Here is a 16,167-nt window from a genome sequence, read left to right as displayed (position 1 = left end):
GGACGAGTATTCACTCAACACTAAAGTGTTGAAACAGTACACATAAAAATTGGTAAAGATTTTAGTCTTTACCAATCTAATTATTTCCAGCCCCATACTTCAGTATGGGTTGATTTAGAGATTAGAAATAAGGATTTAAAAAAATGTATAACGATATTTATCTTTCAACTAATTCAACAACAAATCTAACTATGAAATCTTTTATAAAATTTATTAGTATAATCACTTTCTCATTGGCCTACTTATTATTTATCGTTATTATGATGTTTCCTAGTGCTATAGATAAGTTTCCATTAATGAAAGATAATAAGTATATAATTTTATTCATTATTGGTATTATCAATGTAGTTGCTCTTATTAGCTATTTATCATCCTTGAAATTAAAAAGCTGGGTATTTACGGCTATATTATTAACTGGTACTGTATGGCTATTTCCCCCATTGAATTTTACATATATTGGTATTCCCTTCCAGATTACCTATTTGATTGTAGGTTTAATTATTTTTATTAATCCTAAAATGTTGATGAAGAAAATAATTATTTAAATATCAATTGTTTTTCCTCAGGTTAAAACCTGAGGGTGGTAATAATTATGCCTATTCATGACTGAAGTCCTGAAGGCTTTGACGAGTAATTTTTCAACACCAAATTGTTGCTATTATAAATAAAAGTGCACATCAAAATAGGGAAAGACTTTAGTATTGGGAATACATTATAAAGACAAACTATGAACATCAGACTAATTATTAAAACACTTATTATTCTATTATTTGCAAACCACACGTTTGCACAAGGTTTACAAGAATTAGATTCTCTAATCACATCGATTTCAAAAGAAGTAAAGAATTCTAAAGAAATTATTAGGCATTCTTCATCAAGAAAAGTATTTGCATATGGAACATATGTACTTCCAAAGTTGATATATTTTTTTGAAGAAACAGATTCCACGAATATCTATTCTGAGTGTCAAGAACGACTTTTGTTGAAAGGAGAAATAGCTATCATTTTAGCTGATATTATTGAACCAATGCAATATTACTATGTGACAGGAGTACAAAATTGTTTAATGACTTATTGTGAAGACAATACAAACTATATCGAATATTATTTAAGGTGGTATGATGATAGAGAGGCAAGAATTAAATTATTCACTTCAAAATATAAGGAGTCGTTGGCTAATGAAGAAAGGGAGAAGTGGATTGAAATACTTAAGCCACTAGATCAGAGATTGAAGGAGGCAGGTGTTGAGAATTAATTTTATATCCTCAGGTTAAAACCTGAGGGTGGTGATAATTATACCTATTCAGGACTGAAGTCCTGAAGGCTTGGACGAGTAATTTTTCAACACTAAATTGTTACTTTGTGAATAGCAGTACGCGTCAAAATTGGTAAAGACTTTAGTCTTTACCAATCTAATTATTTCCAGCCTCATACTTCAGTATGGGGAGGAGATTGGGGGACTGAGTTTTGGAGTATATATGTTATAAATCAGAAACATATCAACAATGAAAAAAATAATCACTTTTTCTCTATTTTTTATTCTCGCTTGCTTCCTTTTAACAGCTTACCTTATAAAGCTTTATCACCAAATCCCTAGTTTTTGGACAAGCAAGGGTACAATAAAAAAAGAACTTCATTCAGAAAAATTAGTTACCAAATTTCATATTGATGATAAGGCAATTCACCCATATGCTAGGGAATTAATCATGAAAGGATATATTGATGGTAAAGGGGAATTGTACATTGGCGTTCCTGAAACTTATCTCAAAATGGACACCATCCAAAATGAGTTTGAGATAAAATATCATGGAGATTGGTATGGAGATACTTGTTATGTAAGTTTTGAGCCAATAGATATGACATATGGCGAATTGTTGATCGATTACAAAATACATTCAAGTAAAAAAGTAACAACCTTTTGATATTTTCAATACGATAACCTACATTTGATCAGCAAGCATTAAACTAAACTATTAAACCTTTATTGAAATGAAGTGTCGTGTTTTTTGCGTCCTATTTTTTCTATTCAACTCCTTCCAATTGCTTGCACAACGCCTTGAAGTAAGTGATAATGGCCGATATTTAGTCACAGAAGAAGGAAAGCCTTTTTTCTGGTTGGCAGATACTGCTTGGGAATTATTTCATCGATGTGATAGAGAAGAAGCAGATTTTTACCTAAAAAAAAGAGCGGAACAAGGATTTAATGTGATTCAAGCAGTGGCTTTAGCAGAGTTGCATGGTTTAACAACTCCCAATCCTTACGGACATTTGCCATTAATCAAAAACAATCCAAATGAACCCAATGACGCTTATTTTGAGCATGTGGACTATATCATCAAAAAAGCAGATGAATTGGGATTATACATTGCTTTATTACCTACTTGGGGTGATAAATTGAATACATTGAGTTGGGGTGATGGTCCCGAAGTATTCAATAAAAGTAATGCCTTTCAATTTGGGAAGTGGATAGGGAATCGGTACAAAGATTATGATAATATCATATGGATTATAGGTGGAGACCGGAACCCAAGGGAAAACTCTGATGATGTCGAGGTGTGGAATCAAATGGCAGAGGGAATAGTAAAAGCTGCCGGAGGTTATGATAAAACTTTAATGAGTTTTCACCCTCAGCCAAAAGAGGGCGGAGGTTCATCTACATGGTTTCATCAAGAAAAATGGTTAGATTTTAATATGCATCAAACGGGCCACTGTATCGATCAAAATGCATATGTTCATATTATTCACGATTATCAATTAACCCCCATCAAACCAGTAATCGATGGAGAACCTTTGTACGAAGACCATCCCAATTGTTTTAATGCCAAAGAATTAGGGTATAGTAATCATGAGGACATCAGAAGAATAATGTATTGGAATGTTTTTGCAGGTGCTTTCGGTCAGTCCTATGGTTGTCATGATGTTTGGCAGATGTTTAAGAATGATAAAGAACCGATTAATCAACCTCTTAGACCTTGGCCTGAAGCAATGGATCTACCTATGGCCAACCAAGCAAAACATCTCAAGAATTTGATGTTGTCCCGTCCTTATTTGTCTCGAATTCCAGATCAAGAAATAATAAAAAGTGACAATACAGAAAATAAAGAGTACAAAATAGCCACTAGGGATTCAGAAGGCGATTATGGAATGGTTTATTTTCCTTCGGGAGGTGCTATACAATTGGATTTGACTTTCATTTCAACAGATGAACTGCAGGTTTGGTGGTTCGATCCGAGAACGGGAAATAGCTTTAGAGGGGAAGATATTATTAAATCGGATAAAGTAAATATAGCTGCTCCAACAAGTGGGAAAGGGAACGATTGGGTATTGGTAATTGATGCTGTTGGGAAAGATTTTGATGTGCCAGCTAGTGTCAGGACAAATTAAAAAATGAAGGCACTACTTGTAGAATCGAGTAGTGCCTTCATTTTTTAGTATTAATCACTAGCCGCCTTAAACGCATTCCAAGACTCATCCACCTGCACCAACTGATGGTCTTTTTCGTATTGTTTATAAATACCCAACATCTCTTTATAGCGATCCGGCATTTCTTTTTCCAAAGGTTTACTTTCTGATGGATCTTTTACCACATCGTACAAATGCCATTCTCCATCCCCAAACATACCTTTACGAACTTTAATCAGTTTATAATTTCCTTTCATGATATAGGCATTGCCGAACAATTCGAAAGCATACCATTGGGTATCATTTCTAATAATATCTGATGCTCCATCTAAGAAAGCACGTGCACTTATTCCACTAGGAGCCTGTACTTTTTTGCCTTTATAAGTATCCCCAGGGTGTTTGATACCGGCATAATCTAAAATAGTCATAGGAAGATCTTTCACAGACATCACAGCATTCGACATTTCTCCCGCACGTTTATAACTTTCTTTTGTGGCACCCGGAGGAACGATAATCATTGGCACACGAACACCACCTTCACCGATAAACCATTTCCACCAAGAAAGTCCACCTGTTGCCGCATTGGCCCAAGCCGTACCGATGTAGTTACTAGAGTTGGCCGTACCAATCGCTTCAAAAGATGTATCGTAATTATTAGCTATCCACTCTCCAAAAACTTGGTTTCCGGTATTCGGGTTTTCCGCTTCCATTCCCTCAGGACCATTATCAGAAAGATAGACGATCATAGTATTTTCTAACTGACCAGAAGATTGAAGGTAATCTAAAATCTGACCAATTCTATTGTCTTGATCTTCAATTTCAGCAGCATAAGTGGCAAACACTTTTGCTTGGTATTTCTTTTCATCATCAGATAGTTGATTCCATTTTTTTACCAAATCATTTTCAGGTGCAGGAGAAGCATCATGAGAGATCAATCCTTTTTCTTTTAATCTTTTATATCTGAATTGCTTTAAACCTTCGTATCCATGTTTTAAGTAAAAATCGAAATGTTTTTCCACTAATTCTGGAGGCGCTTGAATAGGGAAATGGGCTGTGGTAAACGCCATCCAAGAGAACCATGGTTTCCCATTTTGATGTGCCTCTTTTATAAAATCAAGCATCTGATTGGTATATAACTCTCCTGAATATACACCTTCGGGACGGTCATATTTCTTACCATTCAGTGTCCAATGTTCTTCGAATTTTTTGTGCATGAAATCAGGATCAGAGAAAATAGGGGTCATTCTCAAATTATTCCAGTGGTTTGATCCACCCGAAAGGATACCAAACTCCTTGGTAAAGCCCCAATGAAAAGGTCCATAACCACCCGCTTCTTCACCTCCTAAATGCCATTTTCCTACTTTAATAACTTCGTAACCCTCATCGTTAAATAGTTGAGACATGGTCACCGCATTTTCGGTAAGATAGCCTTCATATCCAGGTTTTCCTTTTGAGGCAGGGTAGAAAGAGTAATCAAAAGATCCCAAACCAATTTCAATATTATTACAACCTGTCATGAGCATCGATCGTGTCACAGAACAAACAGGAGAGGCGTGGAAATTGGTAAATCGAACACCCGATTCTGCCAAACGATTAAAATTAGGAGTATTAATTTCAGAGCCATAAACACCTAAATCACCAAAGGCAATATCATCACCAATAAGTAATAATACATTAGGCTTTACATCAGCCTCTTTTTTTTCATTTGATGGGGATGAACAACTAAAAGTAATCATCAACATCAATAGAATGCTTATATATTTCATAGTTAAGTAATGGGTTTCTTATATAAATTAATCAATCTTTTCAGGCTATTTGATGACGTTTGGAGGTTTCTTCCTTAGATTCATCAATAAATCCCTCAAAATCTTGAAATAAAAAAAGAGCCCAACAAAGTTCGGCCCCTTAATAGCTTAATCTTAACAAATATACTATATCTTATACCTTGTAATTTTGTGTTTTACAGGGTTTTAGTCAGTTATCCTGACTTTTCATTTTTAATTAAAATGATTAATAATGGTAATCTTCTTAATTTTCTACTCTGACTTGACAGTCTAGTAGACTTTATAGAAGCTCTATATTTTTATTACTGTTTTAATTAAACAGTAAGATATTTCTTTGTAAAGGGATTGTATGATGTTATGAGTATAACACGACGATCAGTTAAAGTAGGTTTATTATAAACTATACTCTTTTTGACCCATTTTTTGAATTAAACTGATTGCGGTTGAGATGATGAATATTAATAGCATAACAATGAATTTTTTCGAGTGAGATTAATTACTTATACGGAGACCTTTTTAAGAAAGATTAAGTTTTTCTGAGAACAAATGTTAACGTTGGTAGGGTGAGCTACTTTTCGATTGTTGAACCAATTTTCCAATTCTTTGAACCAATCGACCAATTGATAGTAAGGCGAATGCATCACCTTTGTATTAGACAAAAACAAAATATATACTCTGGCTTAGGCCATTAAAATCTAATACTATGAAATCAATATTTTTCGCATTGGCTATTTTATACACATTCATCACTTTAGGCCAAGATAAAAAAACACAGCACATAGAAGTTTCAAGAGAAATTAAAGCTCCAGCGGCGGCTGTTTGGAAAGTGGTAGGGGAAGAGTTCGGTGATGTTCACAAATCACATCCATTTGTTGTCGATTCCAAATATTCTCAAGAAGGAGTATCAGAAGGGTGTGAAGGAGCAGAAAGAATTTGTTCGATTACGTTGGATGGAAAGAAATATGTAAAAGAAAAGCAAGTGAATTACGATCCTGAAAACATGAAGTTTAAAGTACAGATAACCCATATTCAAGGTTTACCTCTAATTCCAGAATATTCATACGGAGTGTATCATGTAGTAAAAGTGGATGATAAAACCTCAAAATTGGTTTTCACTTTCGATTATAGAACCAAACCTGCTTTTATGGGAAGTTTAGCTAAAGGAAAATTCAGAAAGCAGTTATCCGATTATATGTTAGCCGTTGATCACTATGTGATGACAGGTGAGGAAGTTAACGGAGAAAATTTCAAAGAAATCAAGAAACAATACGAGACAAAGTAGATAAAGAGAGGGGTTAAATAGAACAGTAGTTCCATTATCAATCAAGGTCACCAATTTAGGTGGCCTTTTTGGTGTTGTAAATAATGCTAAACCACTGACGATCATCATCAAAAGTACTTGACACAACTAACTAATTTTGCGCTATAAACAGACAACTGAACGTAGTAATCATCAAAAATTGATATACAATACTACTAATCAATTACAAATGAAACACACTTATACCGTCTTCTCAATAGTACTAATACTATTTTCATTTTCATCAATTTCCTCAAAAGCATCTGATGATAAACCAAAAAAAGAAAAGGACGAAGTTGTACAGACGGAGTACAAGCCTTTAAAATTAGACCTTTCGGATGATGGTCAAAAATACATCCGCTTTATATTATGGAACCAATTCCAAATTGCGGACAATAATATGGCCGACGATTCTGGGTTTGGTCTAAATATCCGACGTACACGTATGTTGGCTTACGCCCAAATTTCTGAGCGATTTATGGTATTGACTCACTTTGGTGTCAATAATGTAAATGCCTACAATATGGATCCATTGGGAAATAGAAATACAACTGATGGTACGGTAAATACAACCCAGATTTTCTTACACGATGCTTGGGGTGAATTTAAAGTATCCAATAACGAAACTTTGTTTATTGGTGCAGGTCTTCACTACTGGAACGGTCTAAGTAGAATGTCCAATTCAGGAACACTAAACTTTATGACGATGGACAATTATCGTCAGTCATGGGCATCACTAGGTTTATCGGATCAATTCGGTCGTCATGTAGGTGTGTATGCGAAAGGTTTTTTGGGTCGTTTAAGATACCAAGTATCTATTAACGAACCGATAAGTAATGCATTAGGTTCTGCAGAACAAGATGATTTGGAGAACGGATCTGTGACTTACTCAGGTAGAAGAGTTTTAGGAAACGATGCAAAACTAGTTTTACAAGGATATTTTGAATATAACTTCTTGGATAAAGAATCGAACAAACTTCCATTTAGAACAGGTTCTTATTTAGGAAAAAAGAAAGTATTTAATATTGGAGCAGGTTTCTTCAATCACAATAATGGTGTAGTGAAGATGCAAAATGACCTTCCTGTAGGTGGGGATGTGAATCACTTCGCTGTAGATTCGTATTACGATGCACCTGTTGGTAATGGAGCCATTAATGCTTATGTAGCTTACTATAATTTTAATTATGGTTTTGATGAGTACCACTACGGAACAACATACGGTACAGGTAACTCATTCTATGGACAATTTGGTTACTTGTTACCTTTCACAACGAAACAAGGTAGAATGATGCCTTACGTTGCTTACAGTACAAGAAATTTCAAAGCGTTTGATAATGCCGGCGACGGTGTACAATTGGGTGTCAATTGGTTTATCAACGGACATAATGCAAAAGTGACTTTAGAATATGCGAATACACAACCTAACTGGTCTGGTGAACGTCCGGATCGTGTGCATGGTTTGGTGTTGCAGACGCATATATTCTTATAAAAAGTACTTTATAAAAATAAAAAAGGTGAAGAGAGGGTTAACTTTCTTCACCTTTTTTATTTACAATGTGATCTTGACATCAACAGGTGTACCTTTTTTGGGTATATATGTTTTAGTAAAAGTATTCTTAGACCTTTCAGAATAAAATATATATGGAACCCAAATTGCACATGCGGTTAGAGATTTAATAACTTGTGATGAAAGTTCTTTAAAATCGGCATCAGTGAATTCTTCATAAATTAAATAATAAAATCCATTATCAATAAGTGGGAAAATTAAGCCAGTTACTAATAAAGTGCTGTAAAAATACTTTGTGCTTGTTCTTTTATTGAAAGCTAAAATCAAGGTGAATACGCTTAGAACAAGAGTAAAAGAATTGATTGCAAACTCCATTATAACCAATAAAAATAATTGAATACTTTGGTCTGATGTTTCTATGTTACTCCAAAAATAAGGAGAAAAGTAACCAGTGGTAAATACATCATATAATACTCTTAATGGAGAGAACATGATTCCTAATAATGGTAGTATTAACCATCCTCCAAACTCCCAACTTTCTGATGTTCCTAAAGAAGGTGGATTAAAATTGAAATAGATCTTTCTTGCGAAATAAGTGAAGATGGTAGAAAACAATAGGAATAGAAAAATACTTGCGTAGCTTACTGTACCTTCACTATCTGAATCTACATTAGCTGGATCAAAATTTAAATCATAAGTAATAGAGTAATCTGCTTTGTCCAATGTATTTTCACCATCTTTAATTACTTTCTTAGCAATTCCTGCATTCACATAATTAGAGTCCTGCTGATAGTCGTAAATGACTGTATATTGGTTGCTTTTATTTCCTGATTTTACCGCATAATTATACTTAAAGAATTCGTTTTTAACTTGATTCTCTTCTTCTCCTAAATCCCATTCAATTGGTAATGTAACCTTTGTTTCTTGATGATAATCTATAGGTTCGCTTATATAATAAGGTGTTTTTCGTTGATGTACTTTATCAAAAGCGACTTCACCATATAAAAGAAAAGGTGATACTCTGAAAAGAATTGTCATACTGTCTGTAGTTCCTTCCCAAACACTATCTGTATGATAAAATTCCTCAATGATGATCTTTCCAGTAGTATTTTTATCGTTATCTAAGAATTTTACTGGCTTAATTGTGGTAACCCCATCATATAAATTGGCATAATACTTTTCATATTGATCAGAGATAAAGTCACGATCATTTCTTGAGAAATACGCTCTCATATCATCTGCTTTTGGTCCATAATATTCAGTTCGAATAGAAATGTCTGCACCCCCTCCAATAGAATCAAGATCAATTAATTCTTGAATATTCACTTTCGATATGATGCTCTTTGGAAGTTTTGTTAGTGCGTTATTTCCTTCTTTTATTACTAAACCCCAATAATAATCTGGTGTTGCAAAATTACGAAGATCACCACCTTGATTACTCATAGTCGGGTCGATATAATACTCTTTCCCCTTATAAATTAACTGAACAATGCAATGGTTAAATCGATTAGGACCAGGAATTTTTTGATCAGTCAACTTTCCTCTAGTATTGACCAACATAGGGTAAGCTTCCACACCTTCCTCACGAAGTAAAGCAGTTAGTAAAAGTGACTTATCCTTACAATCACCATAACGCTGATTGTACACTTGTGTGGGGCTGTGAGGTTGAAAAGCATTTATGCCATTTTCTATCCCCATATATCGAATTTCATCTTGAATGAAATGTATCCAAGAAAGAATTTTATACTGTTTTGTCGTACCTTTTAGATTGTTTTTTTCCTTCTCCCAGATTTTTCTGATTTCATTTCTATTGTATTTATATTTTGGTAAAGCCCATTCTACTACTTCATTCCAGTTTTGATAAGTAGATAACTGTACATATTTAAAGCCATTGAACCATGCAGTTTCATTATTCTCATAGGTGTAATCTTCCATACCACTGCCTCTCTGAGTGAATATTTGCAGGTTCCCTTTCACTTCCTTTTTAAATGGAGTAGCTTGATTATATACTTTTTCAATAACCTTCTCATCTTTTGAAATGATAAGTTTTGTGTAAACTGTAGCTACTGGCGTGGAGTGGTTTTGATAAAAAGTATATCCAAATTTCTGCTTGTAGAATGGATGAAATCCTTTTCGAGTATAAGCATATGAAATGATATCACCTTTTCTCACATCTTTTAATTGATGTATCGCCGACATCCTTCCATTGTATAGGTAATTTTGTAAATCCGTTTCTTGTCGGATCACTTCAAACTTACGAACATCAAGTTTATTGATCTTTTTACCATTTCGAATGATATCCAACTTGTGGATATGAATAGATTCATAGGATGGATCGAAAGAAATATTGAAATTTGATGAGGATTGAACAGCTTCAATATCAACTACTTTATAAGCTTGTTCATAATATGATTCTTGTGTAAGTCTGTTGGTCTGATCAGATATTAATAAATACTGAGTACTGATACCTTTTTTATCTTTAAAAGCATCATCACTAAATTCTATCTTATCCACCCAATTCGGAATAGGTGTTTTTTTAAAGTGTTTATTTTGACCGTGTAACGAATAACTAAGTAAAAAAAATAAGCCAATTAGAAGTTTGCGCATGAAATTGATTGTTGAAGTTTACTTTGAATTGTAAATATATAGTAAAAGAGTAGATTATAAATATTTTTAGACTTTTTTCCGGTATCAAAAACGCCAAAGTTATTTTGATTTAAACAATTGTCAATCCATTTAAAATTTATAAATTCGCACTCAAATTCATTATGACTCAAATAAATGCCTACTTTCAAAAAATACATTTTAAACCTAATTCTACTGCTAAATTTTATTTCCTTTTCTGTTGATGCTCAAGAAAAACATCCAGTAAAAAAAGATGTGGTCAATCAGCAACTGTGGATGGATCTTTATTTTCACCTTCAAACTTCCGACCGTTTCAATTGGTTATTCGATTTTGGATATGAAACCATTTTCTCTGATAATTATTGGAATAAAATCTATCATGAAACATCAGTAAATTACCATCTAAGCAAAACGTTTGATTTAAAAGGGGGAGTAGCTTTTTATTATCATTTCAACAAAGAAATTGATAACCGATTTGAGCTTAGACCTTGGCAAGCAGTCGTGGTCAAATTCATAAAAACAGATCTATATTCTTTAAATTTTCAATTAAAGACTGAACAGCGTTTATCGTGGCTAACAGGAGTGGATGCCTATAACACAGATCTTCGGTTAAGATCAAAGTTATTTGGATCATTCACACCCTTTCGTAACCATAGAAATGTTTACCTTCCGTTTGTAGCAGAATATTATTACCCCATAAAAGACGAAATACCAGAAGTATTTCATAACGTATCCAAAATAGGTATTGGAGTCGGAAAACGATTTTCTGATCAACTTGATGGATCATTCAAAGCCAATTGGCAATATTCAAGATCGGGTCCGAATGATGAGTATAGGGTGTCGGATTTTGCATATCAGTTTCAAATCACGAGGTTTTTTTAGCAAAAAACAGTGAAGAGTGAAGAGGGAAAAGTGAAGAGCGATTATTAAATTAAAAATGAAAAGTTAAAAATGAAAAACGTGATTACTGATGCTAACGCTCGTGGGGAAATTAAAAATTTCCAGTGAAAAGTGAAGAGGGAATAGTGAAGAGCGATTTATAAATTAAAAATGAAAAGTTAAAAATGAAAAACGTGATTAGTGATGCTAACGCTCGTAGGGGAAATTAAAAATTTCTAGTGAAGAGTGAAAAGGGAAAAGGGAAGAGCGATTAAAAAAACTCCTAGTTCCTAATTCCTCACTCCAAACTAAAAACCTATAAGTTATTCCTTATTAGTTATTACCTAAAACACCCGTCAACTTCACTGTCTGCTACGAACAAATTCCCCTTACCTCTTACTTCTTACCTCATAAAAAAACAATCCACAGGAATAAATTCCTGGGTTTTTTATACACCAGTCCAAAAATCAATCTTTCCCCTTACTTTCTTAGTTCCTTAGTTCCTTAGTTAAAACGAGCGTCAACTTCCCCCCTCTTCTTGTTATCAAAAAATATTTTTCCCAACTTTAAGAAATCATCGTTTTCTTCATCAAACATACAAACGATTCATGGAAGACTATTCATTACCTGAGTTGGTTTCTCGGTATGTAAATACCACAAATTGTAACTTATTTCTCACAGGAAAAGCCGGAACGGGCAAAACAACTTTACTAAGATCATTAAGAGAAAATACACATAAGAATGTGTTGGTTTGTGCACCTACAGGCATTGCTGCGATCAATGCTGGTGGGGTGACTGTGCATTCTTTATTTCAATTGCCTTTTGGGGCTTTTATTCCTGATGAGCAATTGGAATTACCCGAAAATGTGACTACTGTAGCACATATAAATACGTCGAAGTCTTTATTTAAAGGCTTTAAAATGAACTCCAAGAAGAGAGATATTCTTCGTAGTATGGAGCTGTTGGTGATTGATGAAGTCAGTATGCTAAGAGCAGATATGCTTGATGCCATCGATAGAGTTTTGAGGCATGTTAGAATTCGAAAGGATTTACCTTTTGGAGGTGCACAGGTATTGTTTATTGGAGATATGCTTCAGTTGCCTCCAGTAATTAAGCAAGATGAGTGGATGTATTTAAGAAATTACTATCAGAATGGTTATTTCTTTAATGCACAAGTGCTACGACAATTCCCACCAGTGCATGTGGAATTACAGAAAGTCTATCGTCAGTCAGACCCTGTTTTTGTCGATATTTTAAATCATTTTAGGGAAAACAAGGTGACTACAAACGATGTGAAAGTTTTGAATACGCATTATGATGCAGATTTTGAGCAATCATCAGACGATGGGTACATCCACCTCACAACACATAATAAAACCGCCGATGAGAAGAATCAAAAGTGGTTGAAAGAGTTAAAAACAAAGGAATTTACCTATTCAGCAGATATAGAAGGCGATTTTCCAGAACATCAATATCCCAATGCAGAACATCTAAAAATTAAAGAAGGCGCACAGGTGATGTTCATTAAAAATGATTACTCTGGTGAATCGAAATATTTTAATGGTAAAATAGGGAAGGTCACACAATGTGATTCTAAAGATGTTTGGGTAAAATTTGATGATGGCACTCCAGAATTTAAAGTAGAAGATTACGAGTGGGAAAATAAAAAATACGTCCTCAATAAGGCTACAGGAGAAGTAGAAGAGCAATTGATAGGTCGTTTTATCCAATATCCTATCAAGTTGGCTTGGGCGATTACGGTACATAAGAGTCAGGGTTTAACCTTCGAAAAAGCCATTTTGGATGTAGGAAAAGCATTTGCCCCCGGACAGGTGTATGTGGCATTATCAAGATTAACTTCTTTGGATGGGTTGGTTTTGTCAACTCCAATTAACGAAAGAGGTGTACCTATTGATGCGACATTGAGTCACTTTACAAAATCATCCATGAGTATTGAGCAACTGACGCCTCACTTACAACAGGAAGCACATACCTTTATATATAACACTTTATTATCTGCCTTCAATCTAAGTTTTCTTGTTCAGCATTTAGAAGAGCATTTGATGACTTACGATAAAACAGAGAATCTATCTTCAAAGCAACGATTTAAGCCTTGGGGTAAAGAGATTTTAGAGCAGGTGAGAACATTAAAGAAAGTAGGTGATGGTTTTAGAAATCAGGTGGCATCTATTTTATCAAAACAAGAAGAAGGATATATTGACTTTTTATATGAGCGTACTCAGAAGGCACAACAATATTTTGATGCAGAACTAAAGAAGGTGCATAAAAACGCGACAGATCATTTGGAAGATCTGAAAGGCGAACGTTTTGTTTTAGGCTATACAGCAGAAGTAAAAGATATTGCTGCTCGTGTTTATGCTACCGCTCAGAAAATGATAAGAGGGGAGAAGTTAGTAGAAAGCTACATCAAAAAGTCTGATTTGAAGAAGGACGAAATTGGAAAGCCTAGCTTTAAAACAGATCATATTAAGGAAGAAAAAATCAGTTTAACGGCAAAACCAAAATCAGAAGAGAAGAAGAAATATTCACCTCAGACTACAGCATATGTTTTATTTAGACAAGGTAAAGAACCTATTGCTATTGCAAGAGAAATGGGGGTATCCAGAGTTAAAGTTGAAACATTTTTGGCAAAATACATTGCTCAAGGTAGAATTGATGTGAAAGAGTTAGTTGATTCTAAAAATCAAAATAAAATTAAAAAAGTAATTGAAAGTCTTCAGACTAAATCGATTACAACTATTAAAAAACAAGTAAAAGGAGTTACAGATACAGATATTAGATATGTTTTAGCAGCTTTAGAAGCACAATACATATAAACATCATTAAGTATTTTTAAATGTGGGGATTATTTGTTTATTTTCGTATGACTAATTTTTTAATCTTTACTATAAAATGAAAAGCTTAAGACTAATCTCTTTCTCACTATTCTTAGCATTAGTGACACTTGCGTATAATGCATACGCAGCAGTATCTGTTCGTTATGAGAACAAGGATTCACAAGACCATACTTACACTGTAGAAATCGGTGGAAGTACTAAAAAGGTAACTTTTGGTAAAAGTAGAACAGCCAATTACACAATTCAAGGTGGCGGAAGCTCAGCTGTAATTCACACAAGTTGTGGGAAAGTTACTGTAAGAGATGGTGCTAGAATCACTATTAAAAATGGGTGTATCTCATTTAATTAATCTCTAAAAAATGTACCTCAAGAAGTAATTTTCTTGAGGTATATTTTTGCCTAAACTTTAGTATTTAAGATAATTTAATATATATCAATTAAATGAAAACAACGATCACCTTTTAAAATCCTTAATTCTTAATTCTTGTTTCTCAATTTTTTATAACTTTGCCATCTGAATTTGACAAATCAATATTTAAAACGTCTTTTTGAAACAACTTAAAGGACATAAATAGGAATAGAGATGATTATCGAACCTAGAACAAGAGGTTTTATCTGTTTGACGGCTCACCCAACTGGTTGTGAGCAAAATGTAATCAATCAGATTGAATATGTAAAGTCGAAAGGTGCTATCGATGGTGCTAAAAAAGTATTAGTTATTGGTGCATCAACTGGCTTTGGTTTAGCTTCAAGAATTACATCTGCTTTTGGATGTGGAGCATCAACTATCGGTGTATTTTTAGAAAAAGGACCATCAGCAGGTCGTCCAGCTTCTCCAGGTTATTACAACTCAGCAGCATTCGAAAAGCATGCAGCAGAAGCGGGTCTTTACGCAAAAAGTATCAATGGCGATGCTTTCTCAAAAGAGATCAAGCAACAAACTATTGATATGATCAAAGAAGATTTAGGTCAGGTAGACTTAGTTATCTATTCTTTGGCATCTCCAGTGAGAACAAATCCTAACACAGGAAAAAGACATAAATCAGTATTAAAGCCAATCGGTGGTGTTTTCTCAAACAAAACAGTTGATTTCCATACTGGTAACGTAACTGAGGTTTCTATCGACCCAGCAAACGAGGACGATATTGCTAACACTGTTGAAGTAATGGGTGGCGACGATTGGGAAATGTGGATCGATGAGATGAAAGCTGCTGGCGTTTTAGCCGACGGTGCTCAGACATTCGCTTACTCTTATATCGGACCAAAATTAACGGAGCCTGTATACAGAAAAGGTACTATCGGTGCAGCTAAAGATCACTTGGAAGCAACTGCTTTCAAAATCCAAGATAAGTTAGCGGATATCAACGGTAAAGCGGTTGTTTCTGTAAACAAAGCATTGGTTACTCAAGCTTCTTCTGCAATTCCTGTTATTCCATTGTATATCTCTTTATTGTACAAGATTATGAAAGCAGAAGGTATCCACGAAGGTTGTATCGAGCAAATCCAACGTTTGTATGCTGACAGAATTTATGCTGATGACATGCAATTGGATGAGAAAGGTAGAATCAGAATTGACGATTGGGAAATGAGAGAGGATGTTCAAGCTAAAGTGGATGAGCTTTGGGCTATCGCTACTACAGAAAACCTTTCTGAAATCGGTGATTTAAAAGGTTATTCTGATGATTTCTTCAACTTATTTGGTTTCAAAGTGGAAGGCGTAGATTACGCTGCAGACGTGAACGAAATCGTTGAGGTTCCTTCATTAAAAAGCTAATTTGATGATCTACGAGAGTGGGTCATTTCATAAATAAA

12 protein-coding genes are annotated in these 16,167 nt (G+C 34.3%); 10 read left to right on the top strand and 2 right to left on the bottom strand.

The genetic code is table 11. The features are described 5' to 3' along the window. The first annotated feature begins 191 nt into the window (after positions 1-191). The 4 genes from KMW28_RS17165 (at position 192) to KMW28_RS17150 (ending at position 3,384) form a co-directional block, all read left to right on the top strand. On the top strand, positions 192-545 hold the full coding sequence (locus KMW28_RS17165) for a hypothetical protein (protein ID WP_169662864.1): 354 nt from the start codon (positions 192-194) through the stop codon (positions 543-545). A 182-nt stretch (positions 546-727) separates the two neighbouring features. Then, positions 728-1,255: a hypothetical protein gene (locus KMW28_RS17160; protein WP_169662863.1), complete on the top strand. Its 528-nt coding sequence runs from the start codon at positions 728-730 to the stop codon at positions 1,253-1,255. 250 nt (positions 1,256-1,505) lie between these two features. After that, positions 1,506-1,922 carry a hypothetical protein gene (locus tag KMW28_RS17155; RefSeq protein WP_169662862.1) on the top strand — a complete coding sequence of 139 codons (417 nt, stop codon included), beginning with the start codon at positions 1,506-1,508 and terminating at the stop codon, positions 1,920-1,922. 67 nt (positions 1,923-1,989) lie between these two features. Next, positions 1,990-3,384, top strand: a complete 1,395-nt coding sequence (locus KMW28_RS17150) for a glycoside hydrolase family 140 protein (RefSeq protein ID WP_169662861.1) — start codon at positions 1,990-1,992, stop codon at positions 3,382-3,384. Positions 3,385-3,434: 50 nt separating this feature from the next. Here KMW28_RS17150 and KMW28_RS17145 read toward each other — a convergent pair whose 3' ends face one another. After that, positions 3,435-5,168: an arylsulfatase gene (locus tag KMW28_RS17145; protein WP_169662860.1), complete on the bottom strand. Its 1,734-nt coding sequence runs from the start codon at positions 5,166-5,168 to the stop codon at positions 3,435-3,437. 721 nt (positions 5,169-5,889) lie between these two features. On the opposite strand from KMW28_RS17145, the gene KMW28_RS17140 reads away from it, so the two are divergent. Both KMW28_RS17140 and KMW28_RS17135 read left to right on the top strand, forming a co-directional pair. Next, positions 5,890-6,468, top strand: coding sequence for an SRPBCC family protein (locus tag KMW28_RS17140; RefSeq protein ID WP_169662859.1), 579 nt, complete (start codon positions 5,890-5,892; stop codon positions 6,466-6,468). A gap of 208 nt (positions 6,469-6,676) precedes the next feature. Beyond that, on the top strand, positions 6,677-7,975 hold the full coding sequence (locus tag KMW28_RS17135) for a hypothetical protein (protein WP_169662858.1): 1,299 nt from the start codon (positions 6,677-6,679) through the stop codon (positions 7,973-7,975). Between the two features lie 60 nt (positions 7,976-8,035). Here the strand turns inward: KMW28_RS17135 and KMW28_RS17130 are convergent, their stop codons facing one another. Beyond that, positions 8,036-10,600, bottom strand: coding sequence for a DUF3857 domain-containing protein (locus KMW28_RS17130; RefSeq protein WP_169662857.1), 2,565 nt, complete (start codon positions 10,598-10,600; stop codon positions 8,036-8,038). Positions 10,601-10,774: 174 nt separating this feature from the next. Between KMW28_RS17130 and KMW28_RS17125 the strand changes: the two genes are divergently transcribed. The 4 genes from KMW28_RS17125 (at position 10,775) to fabV (ending at position 16,129) form a co-directional block, all read left to right on the top strand. Beyond that, complete coding sequence (locus KMW28_RS17125; RefSeq protein WP_169662856.1) at positions 10,775-11,500, top strand: DUF2490 domain-containing protein; 726 nt, start codon at positions 10,775-10,777, stop codon at positions 11,498-11,500. Positions 11,501-12,105: 605 nt separating this feature from the next. Then, positions 12,106-14,334 (top strand): AAA family ATPase, encoded by a 2,229-nt coding sequence (locus KMW28_RS17120; protein WP_169662855.1) that lies wholly within the window; start codon positions 12,106-12,108, stop codon positions 14,332-14,334. A gap of 76 nt (positions 14,335-14,410) precedes the next feature. Next, positions 14,411-14,704, top strand: coding sequence for a hypothetical protein (locus KMW28_RS17115; RefSeq protein WP_169662854.1), 294 nt, complete (start codon positions 14,411-14,413; stop codon positions 14,702-14,704). Between the two features lie 234 nt (positions 14,705-14,938). Beyond that, the gene (fabV, locus tag KMW28_RS17110) at positions 14,939-16,129 is read left to right on the top strand and encodes an enoyl-ACP reductase FabV (RefSeq protein WP_169662853.1); all 1,191 of its coding nucleotides are present in this window, start codon (positions 14,939-14,941) and stop codon (positions 16,127-16,129) included. The last annotated feature ends 38 nt before the right edge of the window (positions 16,130-16,167 follow it).

The organism is Flammeovirga yaeyamensis, assembly GCF_018736045.1.
GTDB classification, from domain to species: Bacteria; Bacteroidota; Bacteroidia; order Cytophagales; family Flammeovirgaceae; genus Flammeovirga; species Flammeovirga yaeyamensis.
Note: the sequence above shows the minus strand (reverse complement) of the source record. Positions and strands in the feature narration are given on the sequence as shown.

Bases quoted from the DNA above. Each gene is read 5' to 3' on its own strand.
- KMW28_RS17160 (WP_169662863.1), top strand. From the start codon at position 728: ATGAACATCAGACTAATTATTAAAACACTTATTATTCTATTATTTGCA.
- KMW28_RS17130 (WP_169662857.1), bottom strand. From the start codon at position 10,600: ATGCGCAAACTTCTAATTGGCTTATTTTTTTTACTTAGTTATTCGTTA.
- KMW28_RS17135 (WP_169662858.1), top strand. From the start codon at position 6,677: ATGAAACACACTTATACCGTCTTCTCAATAGTACTAATACTATTTTCA.
- KMW28_RS17155 (WP_169662862.1), top strand. From the start codon at position 1,506: ATGAAAAAAATAATCACTTTTTCTCTATTTTTTATTCTCGCTTGCTTC.
- KMW28_RS17165 (WP_169662864.1), top strand. From the start codon at position 192: ATGAAATCTTTTATAAAATTTATTAGTATAATCACTTTCTCATTGGCC.
- KMW28_RS17140 (WP_169662859.1), top strand. From the start codon at position 5,890: ATGAAATCAATATTTTTCGCATTGGCTATTTTATACACATTCATCACT.
- KMW28_RS17150 (WP_169662861.1), top strand. From the start codon at position 1,990: ATGAAGTGTCGTGTTTTTTGCGTCCTATTTTTTCTATTCAACTCCTTC.
- KMW28_RS17145 (WP_169662860.1), bottom strand. From the start codon at position 5,168: ATGAAATATATAAGCATTCTATTGATGTTGATGATTACTTTTAGTTGT.
- KMW28_RS17115 (WP_169662854.1), top strand. From the start codon at position 14,411: ATGAAAAGCTTAAGACTAATCTCTTTCTCACTATTCTTAGCATTAGTG.
- fabV (WP_169662853.1), top strand. From the start codon at position 14,939: ATGATTATCGAACCTAGAACAAGAGGTTTTATCTGTTTGACGGCTCAC.
- KMW28_RS17120 (WP_169662855.1), top strand. From the start codon at position 12,106: ATGGAAGACTATTCATTACCTGAGTTGGTTTCTCGGTATGTAAATACC.
- KMW28_RS17125 (WP_169662856.1), top strand. From the start codon at position 10,775: ATGCCTACTTTCAAAAAATACATTTTAAACCTAATTCTACTGCTAAAT.